The sequence below is a fragment of the Allobosea sp. MMO-172 genome (assembly GCF_037147855.1).
GTDB lineage: Bacteria > Pseudomonadota > Alphaproteobacteria > Rhizobiales > Beijerinckiaceae > Allobosea.
Genome location: NZ_JBBCUM010000008.1, coordinates 111,045 through 127,856, shown reverse-complemented (window position 1 = coordinate 127,856; position 16,812 = coordinate 111,045). Strand labels below are relative to the sequence as shown.

Here is a 16,812-nt window from a genome sequence, read left to right as displayed (position 1 = left end):
GGATGGTCGGGACAAGCCCGACCATGACGGCAGAGCAGTGCCATCCACCATCCGCTCAGGCGAATTCCATGATGACGGCATCGACCGCGAGCGAGTCGCCCTCCTTCGCCAGGATCTTGGCGATGGTAACGTCCTTCTCGGCGCGCAGCACGTTCTCCATCTTCATCGCCTCGACCATGGCGAGTGGTTCGCCGGCCTTGACCTCCTGCCCGACCGTGACACCGATCGCCTTGACCAGGCCCGGCATCGGGCAGAGCAGGAACTTGCCGGTATCGGCCGCGACCTTTTCCGGCATCAGCGCGGCCAATTCGGCCTCGCGCTGCGTATAGACATGGGCATTGGCATAGGCGCCGGCATGGCCGAGCGCGACGCCGTTCAGGATCGGGCGCACCTGCGCCGCGACCTTCACTCCGTCGAGCGTGCCATGCCAGACCGGCTCACCGGGCACCCAGTCGCTGGTGACGGCGACGCTGCGGCCCTGGAAGGCGATGACCACCGCCCCGCCCTGCTCCGTGACCTCACCCTCGAAGCGCTCCGCGCCAAGCTGGACGATGCGCAGCCGGTCGAAGGAGACCTTGCGCCAGCCTTCCATCTGCGCCGAGACGTTGCGCTTGCGCTGGTTCATGCGGTGGTCGCAGGCGATCGCGATCGCGGCCATGCGCTGCGCGGTCTCACCCCGCGGCACCGGCAGCGAGAAGCCTTCCGGGAATTCCTCGGCGATGAAGCCGGTCGAGAGATTGCCCGCGATCCAGCGCGGATGCTGCATCACCGCCGCGACGAAGGGGATGTTGTGGCGGATGCCGTCGATGGCGAAGGCATCGAGCGCACGCGCCTGCGCCTTGATCGCCGCCTCGCGCGTCGGCGCATGCGTCACCAGCTTCGCGATCATCGGGTCGTAATAGATCGAGATCTCGCCGCCTTCGAAGACGCCGGTGTCGTTGCGCACCATGGCCTCGCCATCCGGCCCCTCGCTCGGCGGCCGATAGGTGACGAGCCGGCCGGTCGAGGGCAGGAAGTTGCGGGTCGGGTCCTCGGCATAGACGCGGCTCTCCACCGCCCAGCCGTCGAGTTTCACGTCCGCCTGCGCGATCGCGAGCTTTTCGCCATAGGCTACCCGGATCATCTGCTCGACGAGGTCGATGCCGGTGATCATCTCGGTCACCGGGTGCTCGACCTGGAGACGGGTGTTCATCTCGAGGAAATAGAAGGACTTGTCCTGCCCGGCGACGAACTCGACCGTGCCGGCCGAGTCGTAATTCACGGCCTTGGCCAGCGCGACCGCCTGCTCCCCCATCTTGCGGCGGGTCGCTTCGTCGAGCAGCGGCGACGGCGCCTCCTCCAGGACCTTCTGGTTGCGGCGCTGGATCGAGCATTCGCGCTCGCCGAGATAGATGACGTTGCCGTGCTTGTCGCCGAGAACCTGGATCTCGATATGGCGGGGATCGACGATGAACTTCTCGACGAAGACGCGATCGTCGCCGAAGGAGGACGCGGCTTCCGACTTGGCGCGGGCGAAGCCTTCCGCCACCTCACCGGCCGAATGCGCGATGCGCATGCCCTTGCCGCCGCCGCCGGCCGAGGCCTTGATCATCACGGGATAGCCGATCTCGTCGGCGATGGTCACCGCATGCTCGGGGCTCTCGATGATGCCGAGGAAGCCCGGAACGGTCGAAACCTTGGCTGCGGCCGCCGCCTTCTTCGACTCGATCTTGTCGCCCATCGCCGCGATCGCGCCGGGATTGGGGCCGATGAAGACGATGCCGTTATCCTTCAGAGCCTGCGCAAAAGCCTCGCGCTCCGACAGGAAGCCGTAGCCCGGGTGCACGGCCTGCGCGCCGGTTGCTTTACAGGCATCGATGATCTTGTCGATCAGGAGGTAGGACTGGGCTGCGGGTGCGGCGCCGATATGCACGGCCTCGTCGGCCATCTCGACATGCAGCGCATCGCGATCCGCATCGGAATAGACGGCGACCGTCTTGATACCCATGCGCCGTGCCGTCTTGATGACACGGCAGGCGATCTCGCCGCGGTTCGCGATCAGGATCTTCGAGAACATGCGCGGCCACTCCCGGCTTCAGACCAGATTGCAATAGCCGGGGTCTATGGGATGCCGCAACTGCCGTCCACCGATGCGAAAGTCGGCTATCGGCCAAGCCGTTGTGCAAGGATGCACAGGTCAGGGTGCCGGGTTATGGGCGGGGGCGCCTCCCCGAAGCCGTCATGCCCGGGTCTGATCCGGGCATCTTGCGCAGGACGGCGCTCGCTCTTCCGGCCTGAGCTTCTCGGGTCAGGCCCGAGAACGACGCGAGGTTCAGCTCGCCAAGAGGACGACGCGCGGGGCAGCGCCGACGCCGGCCCGGACCACATCCTTCGCAGCGCCCTTGGCGAAGGCGAAGGCGAGCAGGGTCTCGTCGCAATGCTCGGCTTCGCGGGCGATCTCGTTGGCGATGCGCTGGGCGGTGGCGGTCGGCCCCTCGCCGGCCGAGAGCGTCGTCACCAGCCAATGCGCCTTGTCGCGGTCGATCACGCCGGTCGGGCGGTTCTCCCAGACGGCGAAGTCGACGACGAGGGCCACGAGGTAATCCGCATAGGCCTTGCAGTTGAGCGGCACGGCCCGGTCGAGCGCGACGAGAACATCGACGATATCCCGCGTGATGACGATATCGCTCAAGATGTTCCGCTGAAGCATCTTGACGTCTTCTTCGTCGATCACGCGACGATCCATCACGCGATCGACGAATTCACGAAGCTCATGATCCATCATGTTCGAACCCCTGTCCGGCGTTGTTTTGTGCCGGTACGTCCCTGTTGTGGGAACACCATGCACTCCGCCCCGCCTTCAGGTGGTTAACGCGCAAATCTGAACGGATATTCAGGTTAAACGGAACTGAGTCGTCTTGGTTGCGAGGATGTTACTGAGAGGGCGTGCGCAGGGCTCCAGCCCGCGCCGGCGGCAAGGGCGCCGGATGAGCGACGCCGCTTGAGATCATGCAGGCGAACACGGACAAGGTCGGAGTGGCGAAGACGTGCCCCGACGCGGATACGGCATGACGCTCGATCGCTCACGCGCCAAACCACCTTTGTCATTCCGGGGCTTCGCACAGCGAAGAACCCGGAATGACAAAGGCCGCGCCTCGAAGAAACATCAGGCCGTTTTCAGCAGCGCTTACGCCGCCACGGCCTTCGGCAATCCCAGCGCCCCGGGCAGCTCCGGGAATTCGCGCAGGACATGCCGGGCGCCGAGCGAGACGAGCCTATCGACCGGCTGGAAGCCCCAGGAAACCGCGACGGGCACCACGCCGGCGGCAACCGCCATCTCGATATCGAAGGAGCTGTCGCCGACCATCGCCGTGCGCGTGGGCGTAGCGCCGGTCTCGGCCATCGCCCGCTGGATCATGCCGGGATGCGGCTTCGAAGGCGCATCATCGGCCGACTGCACCGTGTCGAACAATCCCTGCCAGCCATGCCGGGCGACGATGAACTCGGCGCCCTTGCGCGACTTGCCGGTGGCGATGCCGAGCTTCAGCCCGCCATGGCGCTTCAGCTCTGCCAGCGTTTCCGCGACGCCCGCGAAAAGCGGCTCGTCCAGCGACGGATCGCTCTCGGCCTGCACGCGCATCGCGCTGAAGACCTGGCGATAGGTCTCGGTCAGCACATCATCCGGCTCGGCAAGCCCGGCGAGCTGCGCCATAGCGATGTCCAGAGTCAGCCCGACGATGCCGAGACCTGCCTCGCGGCCCGGGTGAACCCGGCCGCAGCGCCTGAAGGTCTCATATTGCGCTTCGAGGATGATCGCCTCGGAATTGATCAGCGTGCCGTCGAGATCGAAGATGATGAGGTCCATGCCGGCGCTTTAGCCCGGATCGCCCCGGCGATCCACTGCTGGCCCGGCATGGCGCCATCCCGTTCGCGGGTCCTTCAACCCTTGCCGTCGCGAGCGCAGGCATCGACCGCTTTGCGCAGATCGGCGCCGTCGAGCCCCTTGGCCCGCGCCTCCTTGCGGCATTCGGAGCGCTGGGCGAGGTCCGGCCGCTTGCCGTTGAAGCAGGCGGTCAATGCCGCGATCCGCTCAGGCCCCTGCAGCTTGCGCCCGTCGACCTCGTCCTTGCAGGCCGCCCGCACCGCCACCGCCGTCGGCTTGCCGTCGCGGGTCACGCCGTCTCGGGCATAGAGCTGCACGCCCGGGAACTTGCCCTGCATGCAGATGCGCATCGCGGCGCGCAGGTCGTCGCCGGTAAGCGCGATGTTCTCGGATACGCAATCCTGCCGGGCCTTGGCCCGTTCCGCCCGTGGGATCGGCTCATCAGCCGATGTAGCAGCAGGCGCCACCACAGGCGCCTTGGCCGGCGCGGCCGTCTGTGCCTGGGCGGCTCCGCCAAGGCCAAGAACGAAGGCGGTAACGATCAAAACCGAACGCATGGTCAGCCCCTCCGATGACGAGAACATAATTAGAACAGAAAGCGCTTTGTTCCGCAACTGTTCTCTTACGTTTCGTCACCACCGAGGGAACAGACTCACTCGTCCGGCGCCTCGACAATCGGATCGTAGGGCGCGTCGTCGAAGCCGAGCAGGTTCCAGCTCTGGCGCATATGCGGCGGCAGCGGCGCGCTGACATCGATCGTGCCCTTGCCGCGCGGATGCGGCAGCACGATCCGCCGCGCCAGCAGATGCAGCTTGTTCTGGATGCCGCCGGGCAGCTCCCAGTTCTGGATGTTGAAATATTTGGGGTCGCCGATGATCGGGTGCCCGATATGGGTCGTGTGGGCGCGCAATTGGTGCGTGCGGCCCGTCACCGGCTTCAGCGAGAGCCAGGCGAGCTTCTGTGCCGCGGTCTCGACCACCGCGTAATAGGTCACGGCGTGCATCGCGCCGTCCTCGCCATGCTGGGCGACGGCCATGCGCTGGTCGCCGTCATAGGCTTCCTCGCGGGCGAGATAGGTCGAGATCCGGCCCTGCTTGACGCGTGGCACACCGACGACCAGCGCCCAGTAGACCTTACGGGCCGCGCGCGAGCGGAAGGTCTTGGCCAGTGTCGCCGCCGCGAAGCGCGACTTGGCGATGACGAGGCAGCCCGCCGTGTCCTTGTCGAGCCGGTGGACGAGGCGCGGCTTCTGCCCGTCCTTGGCCGTCAGCGCTTCCAGCATCTGGTCGACATGGCGCGTCGTGCCCGAGCCGCCCTGCACGGCGAGACCCGCCGGCTTGTTGAGGACCATGACATCGTCGTCCTCGTAGAGCGTGATCGAGCGCAGGAAGCCGATCGTGTCCGCATCGGCCTTGGCCGAGCGCGGCCGCTCCGCCTGCTCCTCCAGCTTGAGCGGCGGGATGCGCACGGTCTGGCCCTCGGTGAGCCTGTCCTTGCTGTCGGCGCGCTTGCCATCGACCCGCAGCTCGCCCTTCCGGACGATGCGCTGGATATGGCTGAAGGAGAGCTGCGGGAAACGCGCCTCGAGGAAGCGGTCGATCCGCATCTCGTTCTCGTCCGGCGTCACCACGAGCTGCTGCACACCGGTCGAGAGCACCTGCGCCGTCTCGGCCTTCACCTGCGCGCGCGTCGGCTTGGGAGCCTCCTCCACCGGCCGCGGGCGCGGCGAACGCTGCACGCGCTCCTCGCCGCCGGCCGGGCGCGCCGCGGCGCGGCGCCGGGCATCATGGCTCGGCCGCTTGCCGCGCGGAGCGCCCGCCGACGGCGGCTTGCCGCCGCGAGGGGAATTGCCCGTGCCCTTGCCGCCAGCGCCCTTGCTGCCGGGGCCTTTGCCGCCCGTCTTCATGACATGCTCCGCATCACAGCAAGGCCACCGACCAGCGCCGCCAGCGACAGCACGACCGAGCCGATCACATAGGTGGCCGCCAGCATCGCCTCGCCGCGCTCCCAGAGCAGGACGGCATCGAGCGAGAAGGCCGAAAAAGTGGTGAATCCACCGAGAATGCCCGTCGCCAGGAAGAGGCGCAGGTCCTGCGGCATGCCTTCGCCGGCGCGGAAGGCGAACCAGCCGGCGACCAGCCCCATCAGCGCCGAGCCGATGATGTTGATGGCCATGGTGCCATAGGGAAAGCCCATGCCGAACCAGCGCGGCGACACGACATTGATGCCGTGGCGCAGGGCGCCGCCGATGCCGGCGCCTACAAAAACGAAAGCGGTGGAGATCATCGCTGTGGAATAGAGCGCACAGCCGCCTTGCACAAACGAAATCCGCCGCAATTGCACGGCTTCCGTGCAGCCGGGCATCAGGATTGTGCCCGGGAGCAGCGATGGGAATGCAAACGATGGGTCTTCGGTCTCGAATCGCCAAAGCGGGCCTCGCCGCCGCCATGGCCGTCCTCGCCAGCGCCGCCGCCTTCGCCCAGCAGGGCAGCGGCACGGACTGGCCGACGGAGAAATGCAACCGCTACAAGAAGGCCTATGACCAGTCGATCGCCCATCTCGGCAAGAAGGGCCTCGGCGCAGAGTTCCTCGCCAGCCACGACGCCTTCCTCGCGGCGAATTGCCAGGCACGCGCCGAGGTCTGCGCCCGCAGCAAGGAGGAGCTGGAGCTGGCCAACCGACTCGTGCTGATGGCGATGAACAGCGGCATGTCCGGCACATTCCTGCCGTTCACCTGCCGCCGCTGAGCCGCTGCTCAGGGCTCGCGGCGCCGTCTCAACCGCGGATGCACGTAAAGCTCGAAGGCGATCGTCAGCACGATGAAGACCAGCGCGATGGCGAAGGCGACGACCCAGTAGGAGACGTCGTCCTTCGAGACGAACCAGCCCGCGATAATCGAGGGCACGATCATGAGCAGGCGCGCCAACAAGAACATCCCTACTCTCCCCGCTCCTGCCGCAGCCGTTCCCAGTATTCCAGCCGCTTGCGGATCTCGCGTTCGAAGCCGCGCTCCGGCGGATCGTAGAAGCGCTGGCGGCCGAGCGCATCCGGCCAGTAGTTCTGCCCCGAGAAGGCATCGGGCTGATCATGGTCATAGGCGTAGTTGGCGCCGTAGCCCTCCTCGCGCATCAGCTTGGTCGGCGCGTTGAGGATGGTCTTGGGCGGCGTCAGGGAGCCTCGCTCCTTCGCCACCCGCACGGCCGCCTTGTAGGCGGTATAGGCCGCGTTCGATTTCGGCGCGGTCGCCAGATAGATCACGCAATTGGCCAGCGCGAGCTCGCCCTCGGGCGTGCCGAGCTGCTCATAGGTCTGCGCCGCCGCGCGGGCATGCAGCAGCGCCTGCGGATCGGCGAGCCCGATATCCTCGACTGCCATCCGCACCAGCCGCCGCGCCAGGAAGCGCGGGTCCTCGCCGGCATCGAGCATGCGCGCGAAATAGTACAGCGCCGCATCGGGATCGGAGCCGCGGATCGTCTTGTGCAGCGCGGAGATCAGATTGTAGTGGCCGTCCTGCGCCTTGTCGTAGATCGGCGCCCGGCGCTGGATGACATCGGAGAGACCGTGCTCGTCGAGGGTCTCGCCCGGCTTCGCCGCCCGCCAGATCTCCTCGGCCAGCGTCAGCACGGCGCGTCCGTCGCCATCGGCGAAGCGCGCCAGCGCCAATCGCGCCTCCGGCGTCAGGGGCAGTTCCCGCCCCTCCAGAACCTCGGCCCGGCCGAGCAGGAAGAGCAGCGAACCCTCGTCCAGCGACTTGAAGGTCAGGACGCGAGCCCGCGACAGCAGCGCCGCATTGAGCGCGAAGGACGGGTTCTCGGTCGTCGCCCCGATCAGCGTGATCGTGCCGTCTTCCATGACCGGCAGGAAGGCGTCGAGCTGGGCGCGGTTGAAGCGATGGATCTCGTCGACGAAGAGCAGCGTGCCGCGGCCGCCGAGCCGGCGTCCGCGCGCCGCCTCGAACACCTTCTTGAGATCGGCGACGCCGGAGAAGATCGCGCTGATCTGCTCGAAGCCGAGATCGACCAGCCCCGCCAGCAGTCGCGCGACCGTGGTCTTGCCGGTGCCGGGCGGGCCCCAGAAGATCAGGCTGCCGACCGTGCCGGAAGCGACGAGCCGGGTGAGCGCGCCGTCCGGGCCGGTGAGATGCTCCTGGCCGGCGACCTCGGCCAGCGTCGTCGGCCGCAAGCGGTCGGCGAGCGGCCGCGGGCCGGACTTGTCCAGCCCGGAGGCGGCGAACAGGTCGCTCACCCCGGGAAGACCGATGTGATGGTCTGGCCGCCGCGGGAGATCGTCACCTCCCAGGCGCGCTTGCGATCCTTCAGGATGGCCTCGACCTCGCGCGAATTGGTCATGCGCTCGCCGTTCAGCGCCATGATCAGGTCGCCCTTCTGGAAGCCGACATTGGCGGCGGTGCTGCCTTCCTCGATCTCGCTGACGACGACGCCCTCGTTGCCGGTGTCGATCGAGAGTTCCTCGGCCAGCGCCGGCGACATGTTGCCGACCGTCAGGCCGGCGAGCGGCGAGCGGCTGGTCAGCTTGACCATGTCGCGCGGCCGGGTCTCGGGCGCCGCGACGAGCTTCACCGGGATCGAGATGCGCTTGCCCCCGCGCAGCACGCTCAGCATCGTCGTGCCGCCGATCGGGCGGGTGGCGAAGCGATAGCCGAAGGATTCGGGATCGTCGGCGGCGAAGCCGTCGACCGAGAGAATGACGTCCGAGCGCTTCAGGCCGGCCTGATCGGCCGGGCCCTTCTCGACAACGCTGGCGACGACGGAGCCGGCCGGCCGGTCGAGCCCGAGCCCATCGGCCACATCGGCGGTCAGGCTCTGCAGCCGCGCGCCGAACCAGGGCCGCCGCACGGTCTTGGCGCCGCTCCTGGCGCTGTCGACGACGAGGCGCACCATAGCCGAGGGAATGGCGAAGCCGATGCCGACGCTGCCGCCGGAGCGCGAATAGATCGCGGTGTTGATGCCGACGACCCGGCCCTTCATGTCGATCAGCGCGCCGCCCGAATTGCCGGGATTGATCGCCGCATCGGTCTGGATGAAGGATTGCGCGTCGCCGACGCCGATCTGCGTGCGCGCCAGCGCCGAGACGATGCCCTGCGTCACCGTCTGGCCGACGCCGAAGGGGTTGCCCATGGCGAGCACGATGTCGCCGACCTGAAGCTCGTCGGTATCGGCAAGCTCGATCGCGGTCAGGTTCTTCGCGTCGGCGAGCTTGAGCACGGCGAGATCGGTGCGCGGGTCACGCAGCAGGATCGTGGCCTCGACCTCGCGCTTGTCGGCGAAGGCGACCTTCACCTCGCTCATGTTCTCGATGACGTGGTTGTTCGTCACCACGAGCCCGCCGCCGGCATCGACCACCACGCCGGAACCCAGCGAGCGTTGCACCCGCTCGCGCGGCACGCCGAAGCCGCCATCGCCGAAGAAGCGGCGGAAAAACGGATCGTCCATGAAGGGATTCTGCGGGCGCTTCTCGACGCGCGCGCCATAGACGTTCACGACCGCAGCCTGCGACTGCTTGACCAGCGGCGCGAAGGAGAGCGTCACCTGCTCGCGCGTCTCGGGCACCTGGCGCTGCTGCGCGAACGCCGGCAACGACGCCACGCCGGCCAGCAGTGCGCCCGCGAGGGCCGCCATCGCTAGGGTCTTCCGATGTGCTGCGGGGCGGTTGATCATGCTCATCCTCATTCAGAAACAAAAAGCGCCGGCCCGGAGTTTTCCGTTCAGGCGAGACACCCGCTATACCCACGCAGAGCCCTGCGGTTCCCGCAGCGGCACCCCCCACCCCGATATGGCCTTTCGCGGCCGGATAGGAAGAGCAGGATGAGCCTGATTCGGCTTGTGTACGCCAGCGAGAGCCGGCTCGTCGACGCCAATCGCCGCGCGGAGCTGGACGGTATCCTGGCAAGCGCCCGCCGCTTCAACGACCAAAACGGCATCACCGGCTTCCTCTTGGCCACGGAGGGCGCCTTCGCACAGGTGCTGGAAGGCCCTCGCGACAGCGTGATGGAAACCTATGGCCGGATCGTGGTGGACCCGCGCCACGCGGCTTTCAGGCTGCTCGTGGAGGAACCGATCGCCGCGCGCTCCTTCCCCGGCTGGGCCATGGGCATTGCCGAACGCGACGAGACGACCAGCTTCATCTTCGGCCTCTATGGCGTCTCGCCCGAAACCGATCTCCACGCCCAGCCGCTGGAAACCCTCGTCGACCTCGCAGGCGAGCTCGCCGGACGGCCGGCCTGAAGTTCCCGCGAACAATCGCAAAGCCGCTGAACCACGGCGTCATCCCGGGCTCGACCCGGGATCCATCGTAGAGCGCCGAGGCTTTCGATGGATCCCGGATCTCCGCTTCGCTCCGTCCGGGATGACCACGTTTCCTGGAAATGATTCACGACCCGGACCAAAAGAAAAAGGCGGCCCGCGAAGGCCGCCTTTTCCAATTCAGTCGGATGAAGCCGATCAGGCGGCTTCGTCTTCCGCCGTGAAGACCGGGCCGGAATCCTTGCCCTTGGCCTCGACGTCGCGGTCGACGAACTCGATGATCGCCATCGGGGCGTTGTCGCCGAAGCGGAAGCCCGCCTTCATGATGCGGAGATAGCCGCCGTTACGCTCCTTGTAGCGCGGGCCGAGGACCGCGAAGAGCTTGCCGACCAGCTCGACATCCTTGATCTGCGCGATCGCCTGACGGCGGGCGTGCAGGTCGCCGCGCTTGCCGAGGGTGATGAGCTTCTCGACGACCGGACGCAGATCCTTCGCCTTGGGCAAAGTGGTGGTGATCTGCTCGTGCTTGATCAGGGCCTGGGCCATGTTGGCGAACATCGCCTGGCGATGCTCGGCCGAGCGGTTGAAACGACGACCGCGGAAACCGTGACGCATTGTTTGGCTCCTTCGTTGCTTACGGCCGCCGTGCCACGGTACGGCCGTTCGTTATGCTCCGGCTCTTGTGAACCGGGCGGGATTGGCGCGGGATGCCTCCCGCGCCGTTGAGGCTCAGTAGTGCTCTTCGAAGCGCTTCGCGAGCTCTTCGATGTTCTCCGGCGGCCAGCCCTGGACGTCCATGCCCAGGTGCAGGCCCATGGTCGCCAGCACTTCCTTGATCTCGTTCAGCGACTTGCGGCCGAAGTTCGGGGTGCGCAGCATCTCGCCCTCGGACTTCTGGATGAGGTCGCCGATATAGACGATGTTGTCGTTCTTGAGGCAGTTGGCCGAGCGGACCGAGAGCTCCAGCTCGTCGACCTTCTTGAGCAGCGCCGGGTTGAAGGGCAGCTGCGGAGCGGTCGAGACGGCCTCTTCCTTGCGGGGCTCCTCGAAGGTGATGAACACCGCGAGCTGGTCCTGCAGGATGCGGGCGGCAAGCGCCAGAGCGTCCTCGGGGGTGACCGAGCCGTTGGTCTCGATCGCCAGCGTCAGCGAGTCCTTGTCGAGGTTCTGGCCCTCGCGGGTGTTCTCGACGCGGTAGGAGACCTTTTTGACCGGCGAGTACAGGCTGTCGACCGGGATCAGGCCGATCGGCGCGTCCTCGGGACGGTTCTGCTCGGCCGGGACGTAGCCCTTGCCGGTGTTGACCGTGAACTCCATGCGGATCTCGGCCCCGTCGTCCAGCGTGCAGAGCACGAGGTCGGGGTTCAGGATCGCGACGTCGCCGATGGTGTTGATGTCACCGGCGGTGACGGTGCCCGGGCCGGACTTGCGCAGCGTCATGCGCTTCGGGCCCTCGCCCTGCATCTTGACCGCGACGGCCTTGATGTTGAGGACGATGTCGGTGACGTCCTCACGGACGCCCGGGATCGAGGAGAACTCGTGGAGGACGCCGTCGATCTGGACGGCGGTCACGGCCGCGCCCTGGAGCGACGACAGCAGCACGCGACGGAGCGCATTGCCGAGCGTCATGCCGAAGCCGCGCTCGAGCGGACGCGCGATCACGGTGGCCTGACGCTTCGGGTCGTCTCCGACCTTCACTTCGAGCTTGTTCGGCTTGGAAAGATCCTGCCAGTTCTTGCTGATCACGACCGCACTCCTGGTGCTGAATTCTTCTGGCGGCCACCGCCGCCCCGGACAGGCGCCCGCCCCTGCGGGCGCCCTGGGCTAACGACGTCAGGCGTCAGACGCGACGGCGCTTGCGCGGACGGCAGCCATTGTGCGGGATCGGCGTCACGTCGCGGATCGAGGTCACGGTGAAGCCCGCGGCCTGGAGAGCGCGAAGAGCCGACTCGCGGCCCGAACCCGGACCGGTCACCTCGACCTCGAGGGTGCGCATGCCGTGCTCGGCAGCCTTGCGGGCGGCGTCCTCGGCGGCGACCTGGGCGGCGTAGGGGGTCGACTTGCGCGAGCCCTTGAAGCCCATCGTGCCGGCCGACGACCACGAGATCGTGTTACCCTGCGCGTCGGTGATGGTGATCATGGTGTTGTTGAACGAGGCGTTCACATGCGCGACGCCGGAGACGATGTTCTTGCGTTCGCGACGACGGACGCGTTGGGCTTCCTTGGCCATATCTCTTCTTCCATCCTTCAGGCGCGCCCGTCATGCCAGGCGCTGGGGATGCCGGCGACCCGTGAGCGGGCCGGCCGGCGTATAGACAGCGAGCCGGGTTACCGGCCCACCGAAATCACTTCTTCTTGCCGGCGATCGGCTTCGCCTTGCCCTTGCGGGTACGGGCGTTGGTGTGCGTGCGCTGACCGCGGACCGGCAGCGAGCGACGATGACGCAGGCCGCGATAGCAGCCGAGGTCCATCAGGCGCTTGATGTTCATCGAGACTTCGCGGCGCAGGTCGCCCTCGACGAGGTAGTCGCGGTCGATCGTCTCGCGAATCTGCAGGACTTCGGCGTCGGTCAGCTGGTTGACGCGGCGCTCCGGCGCGATGCCGACCTTCTCGATGATCTCCTGGGCCTTGGCCGCGCCAATGCCGTGGATGTACTGCAGGCCGATGACGACGCGCTTGCCGGTGGGAATGTTGACGCCCGCGATACGAGCCATGGTCTCATCTCCATGTCGGCCGAAGCACCCGATGGCACCCCGGCGGTGGGAAAAATCCTGCGTCCGGTGGAGGCCGGCTCATGCAGGACGTTGAACGGCTCCACGCGATAATGCGACGTCGTCCCTTCTCGCGAAGGCAACGGCATCGCTCCCATGAAACCGGATGGCGGCTCGTTAACGGGTTGGGCGCAACGAGTCAACCCGTCGCAACCAAGAAACATGCCAAGGCCGGCAAACCGGCCGAAGCACTGCGAGGTCAAGGCGGTAGCCGCGATTGCTATATAGGGGCTCCGTCATTCCGGGCAAGCGGCAGGGCCGCGCCCGGAATGACGCACTCACACGTGCCCCTTACTTCTTCACCAGGCTGCACTTGCTCTCCGAAAGCGGCGCGATGATCTCGGCAGCCGGGATCTTGCGGACGACCTTGAAGTAATCCCACGGCGCCTTCGAATCGGCCGGCTTCTTCACCTCGACCAGCAGCATGTCGTTCATCAGCCGGCCATCCTCGCGGACCTTCGCGCCCGGCGCGTAGAAATCCTCGACCGGCATTTCCCTCATCTTCGCCGCAACCGCGGGGCCGGCAGCCGTGCCGGCCGCCTTCACCGCCTTGAGATAGTGCAGCACCGAGGAATAGACGCTGGCCTGGATCATGCCGGGCATCTTCTTGGTCCGCGCCACGTAGCGGTCGGCGAAGTCGCGGCTCGGTTTGTCGGCATCGTGGTAATAGGCGGTGGTGGTGATCAGCCCCTTGGCCTTGTCGAGGCCGAGCCCATGGACGTCGCTCAGCACCACGACCATCGCCGCGAGCTTCTGGCCGCCATCGACCAGGCCGAACTCGCCCGCCTGCTTGATCGAGTTGATCGTGTCCGTGCCGGCATTGGCGAAGGCGACGATCTTGGCCTTGGAGGCCTGCGCCTGCAGCAGGAAGGAGGAGAAGTCCGGCGTCGAGAGCGGCGCGCGTACCGTGCCCAGCGTCTTGCCGCCATTGGCCTTCACGATCGACTCGATATCGGCGGTGAGCTGATGGCCGAAGGCATAGTCGGCAGCGATGATATACCAGCTGTCGCCGCCCTCGCGCAGGACCGACAGCGCCGTGCCCTTGGCCGAGGTCGCCGTATCGAAGGTCCACATGAAGCCGGTCGGCGAGCAATCTTCGTTGAAGAGGCGCGTCGTCGCAGGGCCATTATAGAGCGCGATCTTCTGCTTTTCCTTGGCGATACCCGCCACGCCCAGCGCAACGGCGGAATTGGTGAGGTCCGCGATCGCGGTGACGCCGTCGACATCGTACCAGCGCCGCGCCAACCCGACGGCGATATCCGGCTTGTTCTGATGGTCGCCGGAGACGATCTCGATCGGCTTGCCCAGAACCGAGCCGCCGAAATCCTCGATCGCCAGCTTCGCCGCCTCGACCGAGCCCAGCCCGCCGAATTCGGCATAATTGCCCGACTGATCGTTGAGGATGCCGATCTTTACCGCGTCCTGTGCCCGCGCCGCCGCCGGCATCAGCGCCAGCGAACTCGCGACCAGCAACGCTCCAAACCTCGTCATGCGCCTGCTCCCTGTCCTGCAACCGGACCCGGAAAACCGCTTCGCCTTCCGGTCGACGGATGCTTGCCACCGCTTTGCGCGGATTGAGCCCCAGCACATCCGCCGGGGCTGAGCCTGTCAACGCACGGGCAGGCCGAGAAAAGGCAAAGGCATCAGCGCAAAAGCGCACCGCAGAAACGAAGAACCCGGCCGGACCGTGAGGTCCGCCCGGGTTCGAACTGGTTTCGCTGGAGAGCCGATCAGCCCTGAGCAGCGACCGAAAGCGCGTCCGTGATCGCCTGCGAGACGCTGTCGATCGGCTGCATGCCGTCGATCGCCGTCAGCTGGCCACGCTTCTCGTAATAAGGCGCGACCACTGCGGTATCGCGGTTATAGGCTTCGAGCCGGGTCTTGAAGACCTCCGGATCGTCATCCTTGCGCACCGGCTGCCCGGCCGCCCTCGCCTCCTCGGCGCGGCGGACGATGCGGTCGACGAGCTTGCTCTGGTCGACCCGGAGTTCGAGCACGGCATCGAGCTTGAGGCCCTTGCCGTCCAGCATCCGGTCGAGCGCCTCGGCCTGGGCCAGGGTCCGCGGAAAGCCGTCGAGGATGAAACCCTTCCTGGCATCCGCCTCTTCGATACGGTCGGCGACGATGCCGATGACGATCTCGTCCGAGACCAGCCCGCCCGCATCCATCACCGCCTTGGCCTTCTGGCCCACCGGCGTACCGTTGGCGACCGCCGCGCGCAGCATGTCGCCGGTCGAGAGTTGCGGAATGCCGTGCTTCGCGACGATGCGCGCCGCCTGAGTGCCTTTACCCGCCCCCGGCGGCCCCAGGAATATTAGTCGCATTTAGCGCCTCGCTCCTCGCAACTTGGCCTTCTTGACCAGCCCTTCGTACTGATGGGCCAGCAGGTGCCCGTGAACTTGCGCCACGGTGTCCATCGTCGTCGTCACCACGATGAGCAGCGAGGTGCCGCCCAGCAGGATGATCGGGATCTGAGCATAGGTGATCATGAACTCGGGGATAAGGCAGACAATCGTCAAATATCCTGCGCCGAGAACGGTGATGCGCGTGAGGATGCGGTCGATATGCTCGGCGGTCCGCTCGCCGGGGCGGATGCCCGGCATGAAGCCGCCATGCTTCTTGAGATTGTCGGCCGTCTCGACCGGATTGAACACGATCGCGGTGTAGAAGAAGCAGAAGAAGATGATCAGCGCCGCATAGAGGATCATGAACAGCGGCCGGCCATGCGCCAGATAGGTCGCCATGGTCGACAGGAAGCCGGTGCCTCCCGAGGCCTGCTGGAAGCTCGCGACGGTCGTCGGCAGCAGCAGCAGCGACGAGGCGAAGATCGGCGGGATGACGCCGGCGGTGTTGAGCTTCAGCGGCAGGAACGAGGTCTGGCCCTCATATATGCGGTTGCCGACCTGGCGCTTCGGATAGTTGATCAGCAGGCGGCGCTGGGCGCGCTCCATGAACACGCAGAAGGCGATGACGCAGACCGCCATGACGAGCACGCCAAGCAGCAGGCCGGTCGAGATCGCGCCCTGGCGGCCGAGCTCGAAGGTCTGGGCGAGCTGCGCCGGGAACTCGGCGATGATGCCCGCGAAGATGATCATCGACGTACCGTTGCCAATGCCGCGGCTGGTGATCTGCTCACCCAGCCAGAGCAGGAACATCGTGCCGCCGACGAGCGTGATCGTGGTCGAAAGCAGGAAGAACGGCCCCGGCTGCAGCACGAGGTTGCCCGAGCCCTGGAGACCGACGCCGATCGCATAAGCCTGGAACACGGCCAGCACGAGGGTGAGGTAGCGGGTGTACTGGTTCAGGGTCTTGCGGCCCTGCTCGCCTTCCTTCTTCAGCGCCTCGAAGCTCGGCACGACGCTGGAGAGCAGCTGCACGATGATCGAGGCCGAGATGTAGGGCATGATCGCCAGCGCGAAGATCGCGAGACGCCCGACCGCGCCGCCCGAGAACATGTTGAACATGCCGAGCATGCCGGACTGGGTCTGGCGGAACAGGTCGGCCACCGCGTCCGGGTTCATGCCCGGGAGCGGGATGTAGGTGCCGAGCCGGTAGATGACCAGCGCGCCCAGCGTGAACCAGATTCGCTTCTTGAGTTCATCCGCCTTGGCGAAAGCCCCGAAATTGAGGTTCGCCGCAAGCTGTTCAGCCGCCGATGCCATGCGTCCGGTCCCTGGGTCTCAAACTGGTCCCAGATCATCGCGCGTCCTACCGGACGCGGTAACGATGATCCATCTCATTGTCGGAGCATCGGATTGATCCGAAAAGTGGGGTCCACTTTTCGGTCCGATGCTCTGGAAGCACATCCCCCAACGCACGCGAGGTGCTGTCTGCGGATTCGTGCCTTGCGTCAAACAGTCAAACGGCGGCCAAGGCGCATGGCCCGGCCGCCGTTCGCAAACGTCATGTAGGCGTT

18 protein-coding genes are annotated in these 16,812 nt (G+C 66.5%); 2 read left to right on the top strand and 16 right to left on the bottom strand.

Features of this window, described 5'->3' with window-relative positions; all coding sequences use genetic code 11:
- Nucleotides 1–55 precede the first annotated feature (55 nt).
- The 6 genes from WFK61_RS13965 to crcB all read right to left on the bottom strand — a co-directional run bounded on the left by WFK61_RS13965 (nucleotide 56) and on the right by crcB (nucleotide 6,148).
- Nucleotides 56–2,056 carry an acetyl/propionyl/methylcrotonyl-CoA carboxylase subunit alpha gene (locus tag WFK61_RS13965; RefSeq protein ID WP_336812567.1) on the bottom strand — a complete coding sequence of 667 codons (2,001 nt, stop codon included), beginning with the start codon at nucleotides 2,054–2,056 and terminating at the stop codon, nucleotides 56–58.
- A 255-nt stretch (nucleotides 2,057–2,311) separates the two neighbouring features.
- On the bottom strand, nucleotides 2,312–2,764 hold the full coding sequence (locus WFK61_RS13960) for a hypothetical protein (RefSeq protein WP_336812565.1): 453 nt from the start codon (nucleotides 2,762–2,764) through the stop codon (nucleotides 2,312–2,314).
- 402 nt (nucleotides 2,765–3,166) lie between these two features.
- Nucleotides 3,167–3,844 carry an HAD-IA family hydrolase gene (locus WFK61_RS13955; protein ID WP_336812564.1) on the bottom strand — a complete coding sequence of 226 codons (678 nt, stop codon included), beginning with the start codon at nucleotides 3,842–3,844 and terminating at the stop codon, nucleotides 3,167–3,169.
- Between the two features lie 74 nt (nucleotides 3,845–3,918).
- Nucleotides 3,919–4,419 carry a hypothetical protein gene (locus tag WFK61_RS13950; protein WP_336812563.1) on the bottom strand — a complete coding sequence of 167 codons (501 nt, stop codon included), beginning with the start codon at nucleotides 4,417–4,419 and terminating at the stop codon, nucleotides 3,919–3,921.
- A 95-nt stretch (nucleotides 4,420–4,514) separates the two neighbouring features.
- Nucleotides 4,515–5,768 carry an RluA family pseudouridine synthase gene (locus tag WFK61_RS13945; RefSeq protein WP_336812562.1) on the bottom strand — a complete coding sequence of 418 codons (1,254 nt, stop codon included), beginning with the start codon at nucleotides 5,766–5,768 and terminating at the stop codon, nucleotides 4,515–4,517.
- Nucleotides 5,765–6,148, bottom strand: coding sequence for a fluoride efflux transporter CrcB (gene crcB, locus WFK61_RS13940; RefSeq protein ID WP_336812776.1), 384 nt, complete (start codon nucleotides 6,146–6,148; stop codon nucleotides 5,765–5,767). Before crcB ends, WFK61_RS13945 begins: the two co-directional genes overlap by 4 nt.
- A 116-nt stretch (nucleotides 6,149–6,264) precedes the next feature.
- On the opposite strand from crcB, the gene WFK61_RS13935 reads away from it, so the two are divergent.
- Nucleotides 6,265–6,609: a hypothetical protein gene (locus WFK61_RS13935; protein WP_336812560.1), complete on the top strand. Its 345-nt coding sequence runs from the start codon at nucleotides 6,265–6,267 to the stop codon at nucleotides 6,607–6,609.
- 8 nt (nucleotides 6,610–6,617) lie between these two features.
- On the opposite strand, the gene WFK61_RS13930 is transcribed toward WFK61_RS13935, so the two are convergent.
- From WFK61_RS13930 to WFK61_RS13920, 3 genes are read right to left on the bottom strand one after another with little or no spacing between them, the layout of a single operon-like run.
- On the bottom strand, nucleotides 6,618–6,797 hold the full coding sequence (locus WFK61_RS13930) for a hypothetical protein (RefSeq protein ID WP_336812558.1): 180 nt from the start codon (nucleotides 6,795–6,797) through the stop codon (nucleotides 6,618–6,620).
- A 2-nt stretch (nucleotides 6,798–6,799) separates the two neighbouring features.
- Nucleotides 6,800–8,107 carry a replication-associated recombination protein A gene (locus WFK61_RS13925; RefSeq protein ID WP_336812557.1) on the bottom strand — a complete coding sequence of 436 codons (1,308 nt, stop codon included), beginning with the start codon at nucleotides 8,105–8,107 and terminating at the stop codon, nucleotides 6,800–6,802.
- Nucleotides 8,104–9,501: a DegQ family serine endoprotease gene (locus WFK61_RS13920; protein ID WP_336812555.1), complete on the bottom strand. Its 1,398-nt coding sequence runs from the start codon at nucleotides 9,499–9,501 to the stop codon at nucleotides 8,104–8,106. Before WFK61_RS13920 ends, WFK61_RS13925 begins: the two co-directional genes overlap by 4 nt.
- 186 nt (nucleotides 9,502–9,687) lie before the next feature.
- Between WFK61_RS13920 and WFK61_RS13915 the strand changes: the two genes are divergently transcribed.
- Complete coding sequence (locus WFK61_RS13915; protein ID WP_336812553.1) at nucleotides 9,688–10,107, top strand: BLUF domain-containing protein; 420 nt, start codon at nucleotides 9,688–9,690, stop codon at nucleotides 10,105–10,107.
- A 216-nt stretch (nucleotides 10,108–10,323) separates the two neighbouring features.
- Here WFK61_RS13915 and rplQ read toward each other — a convergent pair whose 3' ends face one another.
- From rplQ to secY, 7 genes are all read right to left on the bottom strand, one after another.
- Nucleotides 10,324–10,740 (bottom strand): 50S ribosomal protein L17, encoded by a 417-nt coding sequence (gene rplQ, locus WFK61_RS13910; protein WP_291667610.1) that lies wholly within the window; start codon nucleotides 10,738–10,740, stop codon nucleotides 10,324–10,326.
- A 114-nt stretch (nucleotides 10,741–10,854) separates the two neighbouring features.
- Nucleotides 10,855–11,871, bottom strand: a complete 1,017-nt coding sequence (locus WFK61_RS13905) for a DNA-directed RNA polymerase subunit alpha (RefSeq protein ID WP_336812549.1) — start codon at nucleotides 11,869–11,871, stop codon at nucleotides 10,855–10,857.
- A gap of 94 nt (nucleotides 11,872–11,965) precedes the next feature.
- On the bottom strand, nucleotides 11,966–12,355 hold the full coding sequence (gene rpsK, locus WFK61_RS13900; protein ID WP_043237079.1) for a 30S ribosomal protein S11: 390 nt from the start codon (nucleotides 12,353–12,355) through the stop codon (nucleotides 11,966–11,968).
- 115 nt (nucleotides 12,356–12,470) lie between these two features.
- On the bottom strand, nucleotides 12,471–12,839 hold the full coding sequence (rpsM, locus tag WFK61_RS13895) for a 30S ribosomal protein S13 (protein WP_257731997.1): 369 nt from the start codon (nucleotides 12,837–12,839) through the stop codon (nucleotides 12,471–12,473).
- 348 nt (nucleotides 12,840–13,187) lie between these two features.
- A complete protein-coding gene (locus WFK61_RS13890) occupies nucleotides 13,188–14,387 on the bottom strand; it encodes an ABC transporter substrate-binding protein (protein ID WP_336812546.1) in 1,200 nt (399 codons plus the stop codon).
- 239 nt (nucleotides 14,388–14,626) lie between these two features.
- On the bottom strand, nucleotides 14,627–15,220 hold the full coding sequence (locus tag WFK61_RS13885) for an adenylate kinase (RefSeq protein ID WP_336812545.1): 594 nt from the start codon (nucleotides 15,218–15,220) through the stop codon (nucleotides 14,627–14,629).
- Nucleotides 15,221–16,558 (bottom strand): preprotein translocase subunit SecY, encoded by a 1,338-nt coding sequence (secY, locus tag WFK61_RS13880; protein ID WP_336812543.1) that lies wholly within the window; start codon nucleotides 16,556–16,558, stop codon nucleotides 15,221–15,223.
- Nucleotides 16,559–16,812: the final 254 nt, after the last annotated feature.

What these genes read in the sequence shown, in the direction of transcription:
- WFK61_RS13965 (WP_336812567.1), bottom strand. Translation starts at nt 2,056, where the DNA reads ATGTTCTCGAAGATCCTGATCGCGAACCGCGGCGAGATCGCCTGCCGT.
- WFK61_RS13960 (WP_336812565.1), bottom strand. Translation starts at nt 2,764, where the DNA reads ATGATGGATCATGAGCTTCGTGAATTCGTCGATCGCGTGATGGATCGT.
- WFK61_RS13955 (WP_336812564.1), bottom strand. Translation starts at nt 3,844, where the DNA reads ATGGACCTCATCATCTTCGATCTCGACGGCACGCTGATCAATTCCGAG.
- WFK61_RS13950 (WP_336812563.1), bottom strand. Translation starts at nt 4,419, where the DNA reads ATGCGTTCGGTTTTGATCGTTACCGCCTTCGTTCTTGGCCTTGGCGGA.
- WFK61_RS13945 (WP_336812562.1), bottom strand. Translation starts at nt 5,768, where the DNA reads ATGAAGACGGGCGGCAAAGGCCCCGGCAGCAAGGGCGCTGGCGGCAAG.
- crcB (WP_336812776.1), bottom strand. Translation starts at nt 6,148, where the DNA reads ATGATCTCCACCGCTTTCGTTTTTGTAGGCGCCGGCATCGGCGGCGCC.
- WFK61_RS13935 (WP_336812560.1), top strand. Translation starts at nt 6,265, where the DNA reads ATGGGTCTTCGGTCTCGAATCGCCAAAGCGGGCCTCGCCGCCGCCATG.
- WFK61_RS13930 (WP_336812558.1), bottom strand. Translation starts at nt 6,797, where the DNA reads ATGTTCTTGTTGGCGCGCCTGCTCATGATCGTGCCCTCGATTATCGCG.
- WFK61_RS13920 (WP_336812555.1), bottom strand. Translation starts at nt 9,501, where the DNA reads ATGGCGGCCCTCGCGGGCGCACTGCTGGCCGGCGTGGCGTCGTTGCCG.
- WFK61_RS13915 (WP_336812553.1), top strand. Translation starts at nt 9,688, where the DNA reads ATGAGCCTGATTCGGCTTGTGTACGCCAGCGAGAGCCGGCTCGTCGAC.
- rplQ (WP_291667610.1), bottom strand. Translation starts at nt 10,740, where the DNA reads ATGCGTCACGGTTTCCGCGGTCGTCGTTTCAACCGCTCGGCCGAGCAT.
- rpsK (WP_043237079.1), bottom strand. Translation starts at nt 12,355, where the DNA reads ATGGCCAAGGAAGCCCAACGCGTCCGTCGTCGCGAACGCAAGAACATC.
- rpsM (WP_257731997.1), bottom strand. Translation starts at nt 12,839, where the DNA reads ATGGCTCGTATCGCGGGCGTCAACATTCCCACCGGCAAGCGCGTCGTC.
- WFK61_RS13890 (WP_336812546.1), bottom strand. Translation starts at nt 14,387, where the DNA reads ATGACGAGGTTTGGAGCGTTGCTGGTCGCGAGTTCGCTGGCGCTGATG.
- WFK61_RS13885 (WP_336812545.1), bottom strand. Translation starts at nt 15,220, where the DNA reads ATGCGACTAATATTCCTGGGGCCGCCGGGGGCGGGTAAAGGCACTCAG.
- secY (WP_336812543.1), bottom strand. Translation starts at nt 16,558, where the DNA reads ATGGCATCGGCGGCTGAACAGCTTGCGGCGAACCTCAATTTCGGGGCT.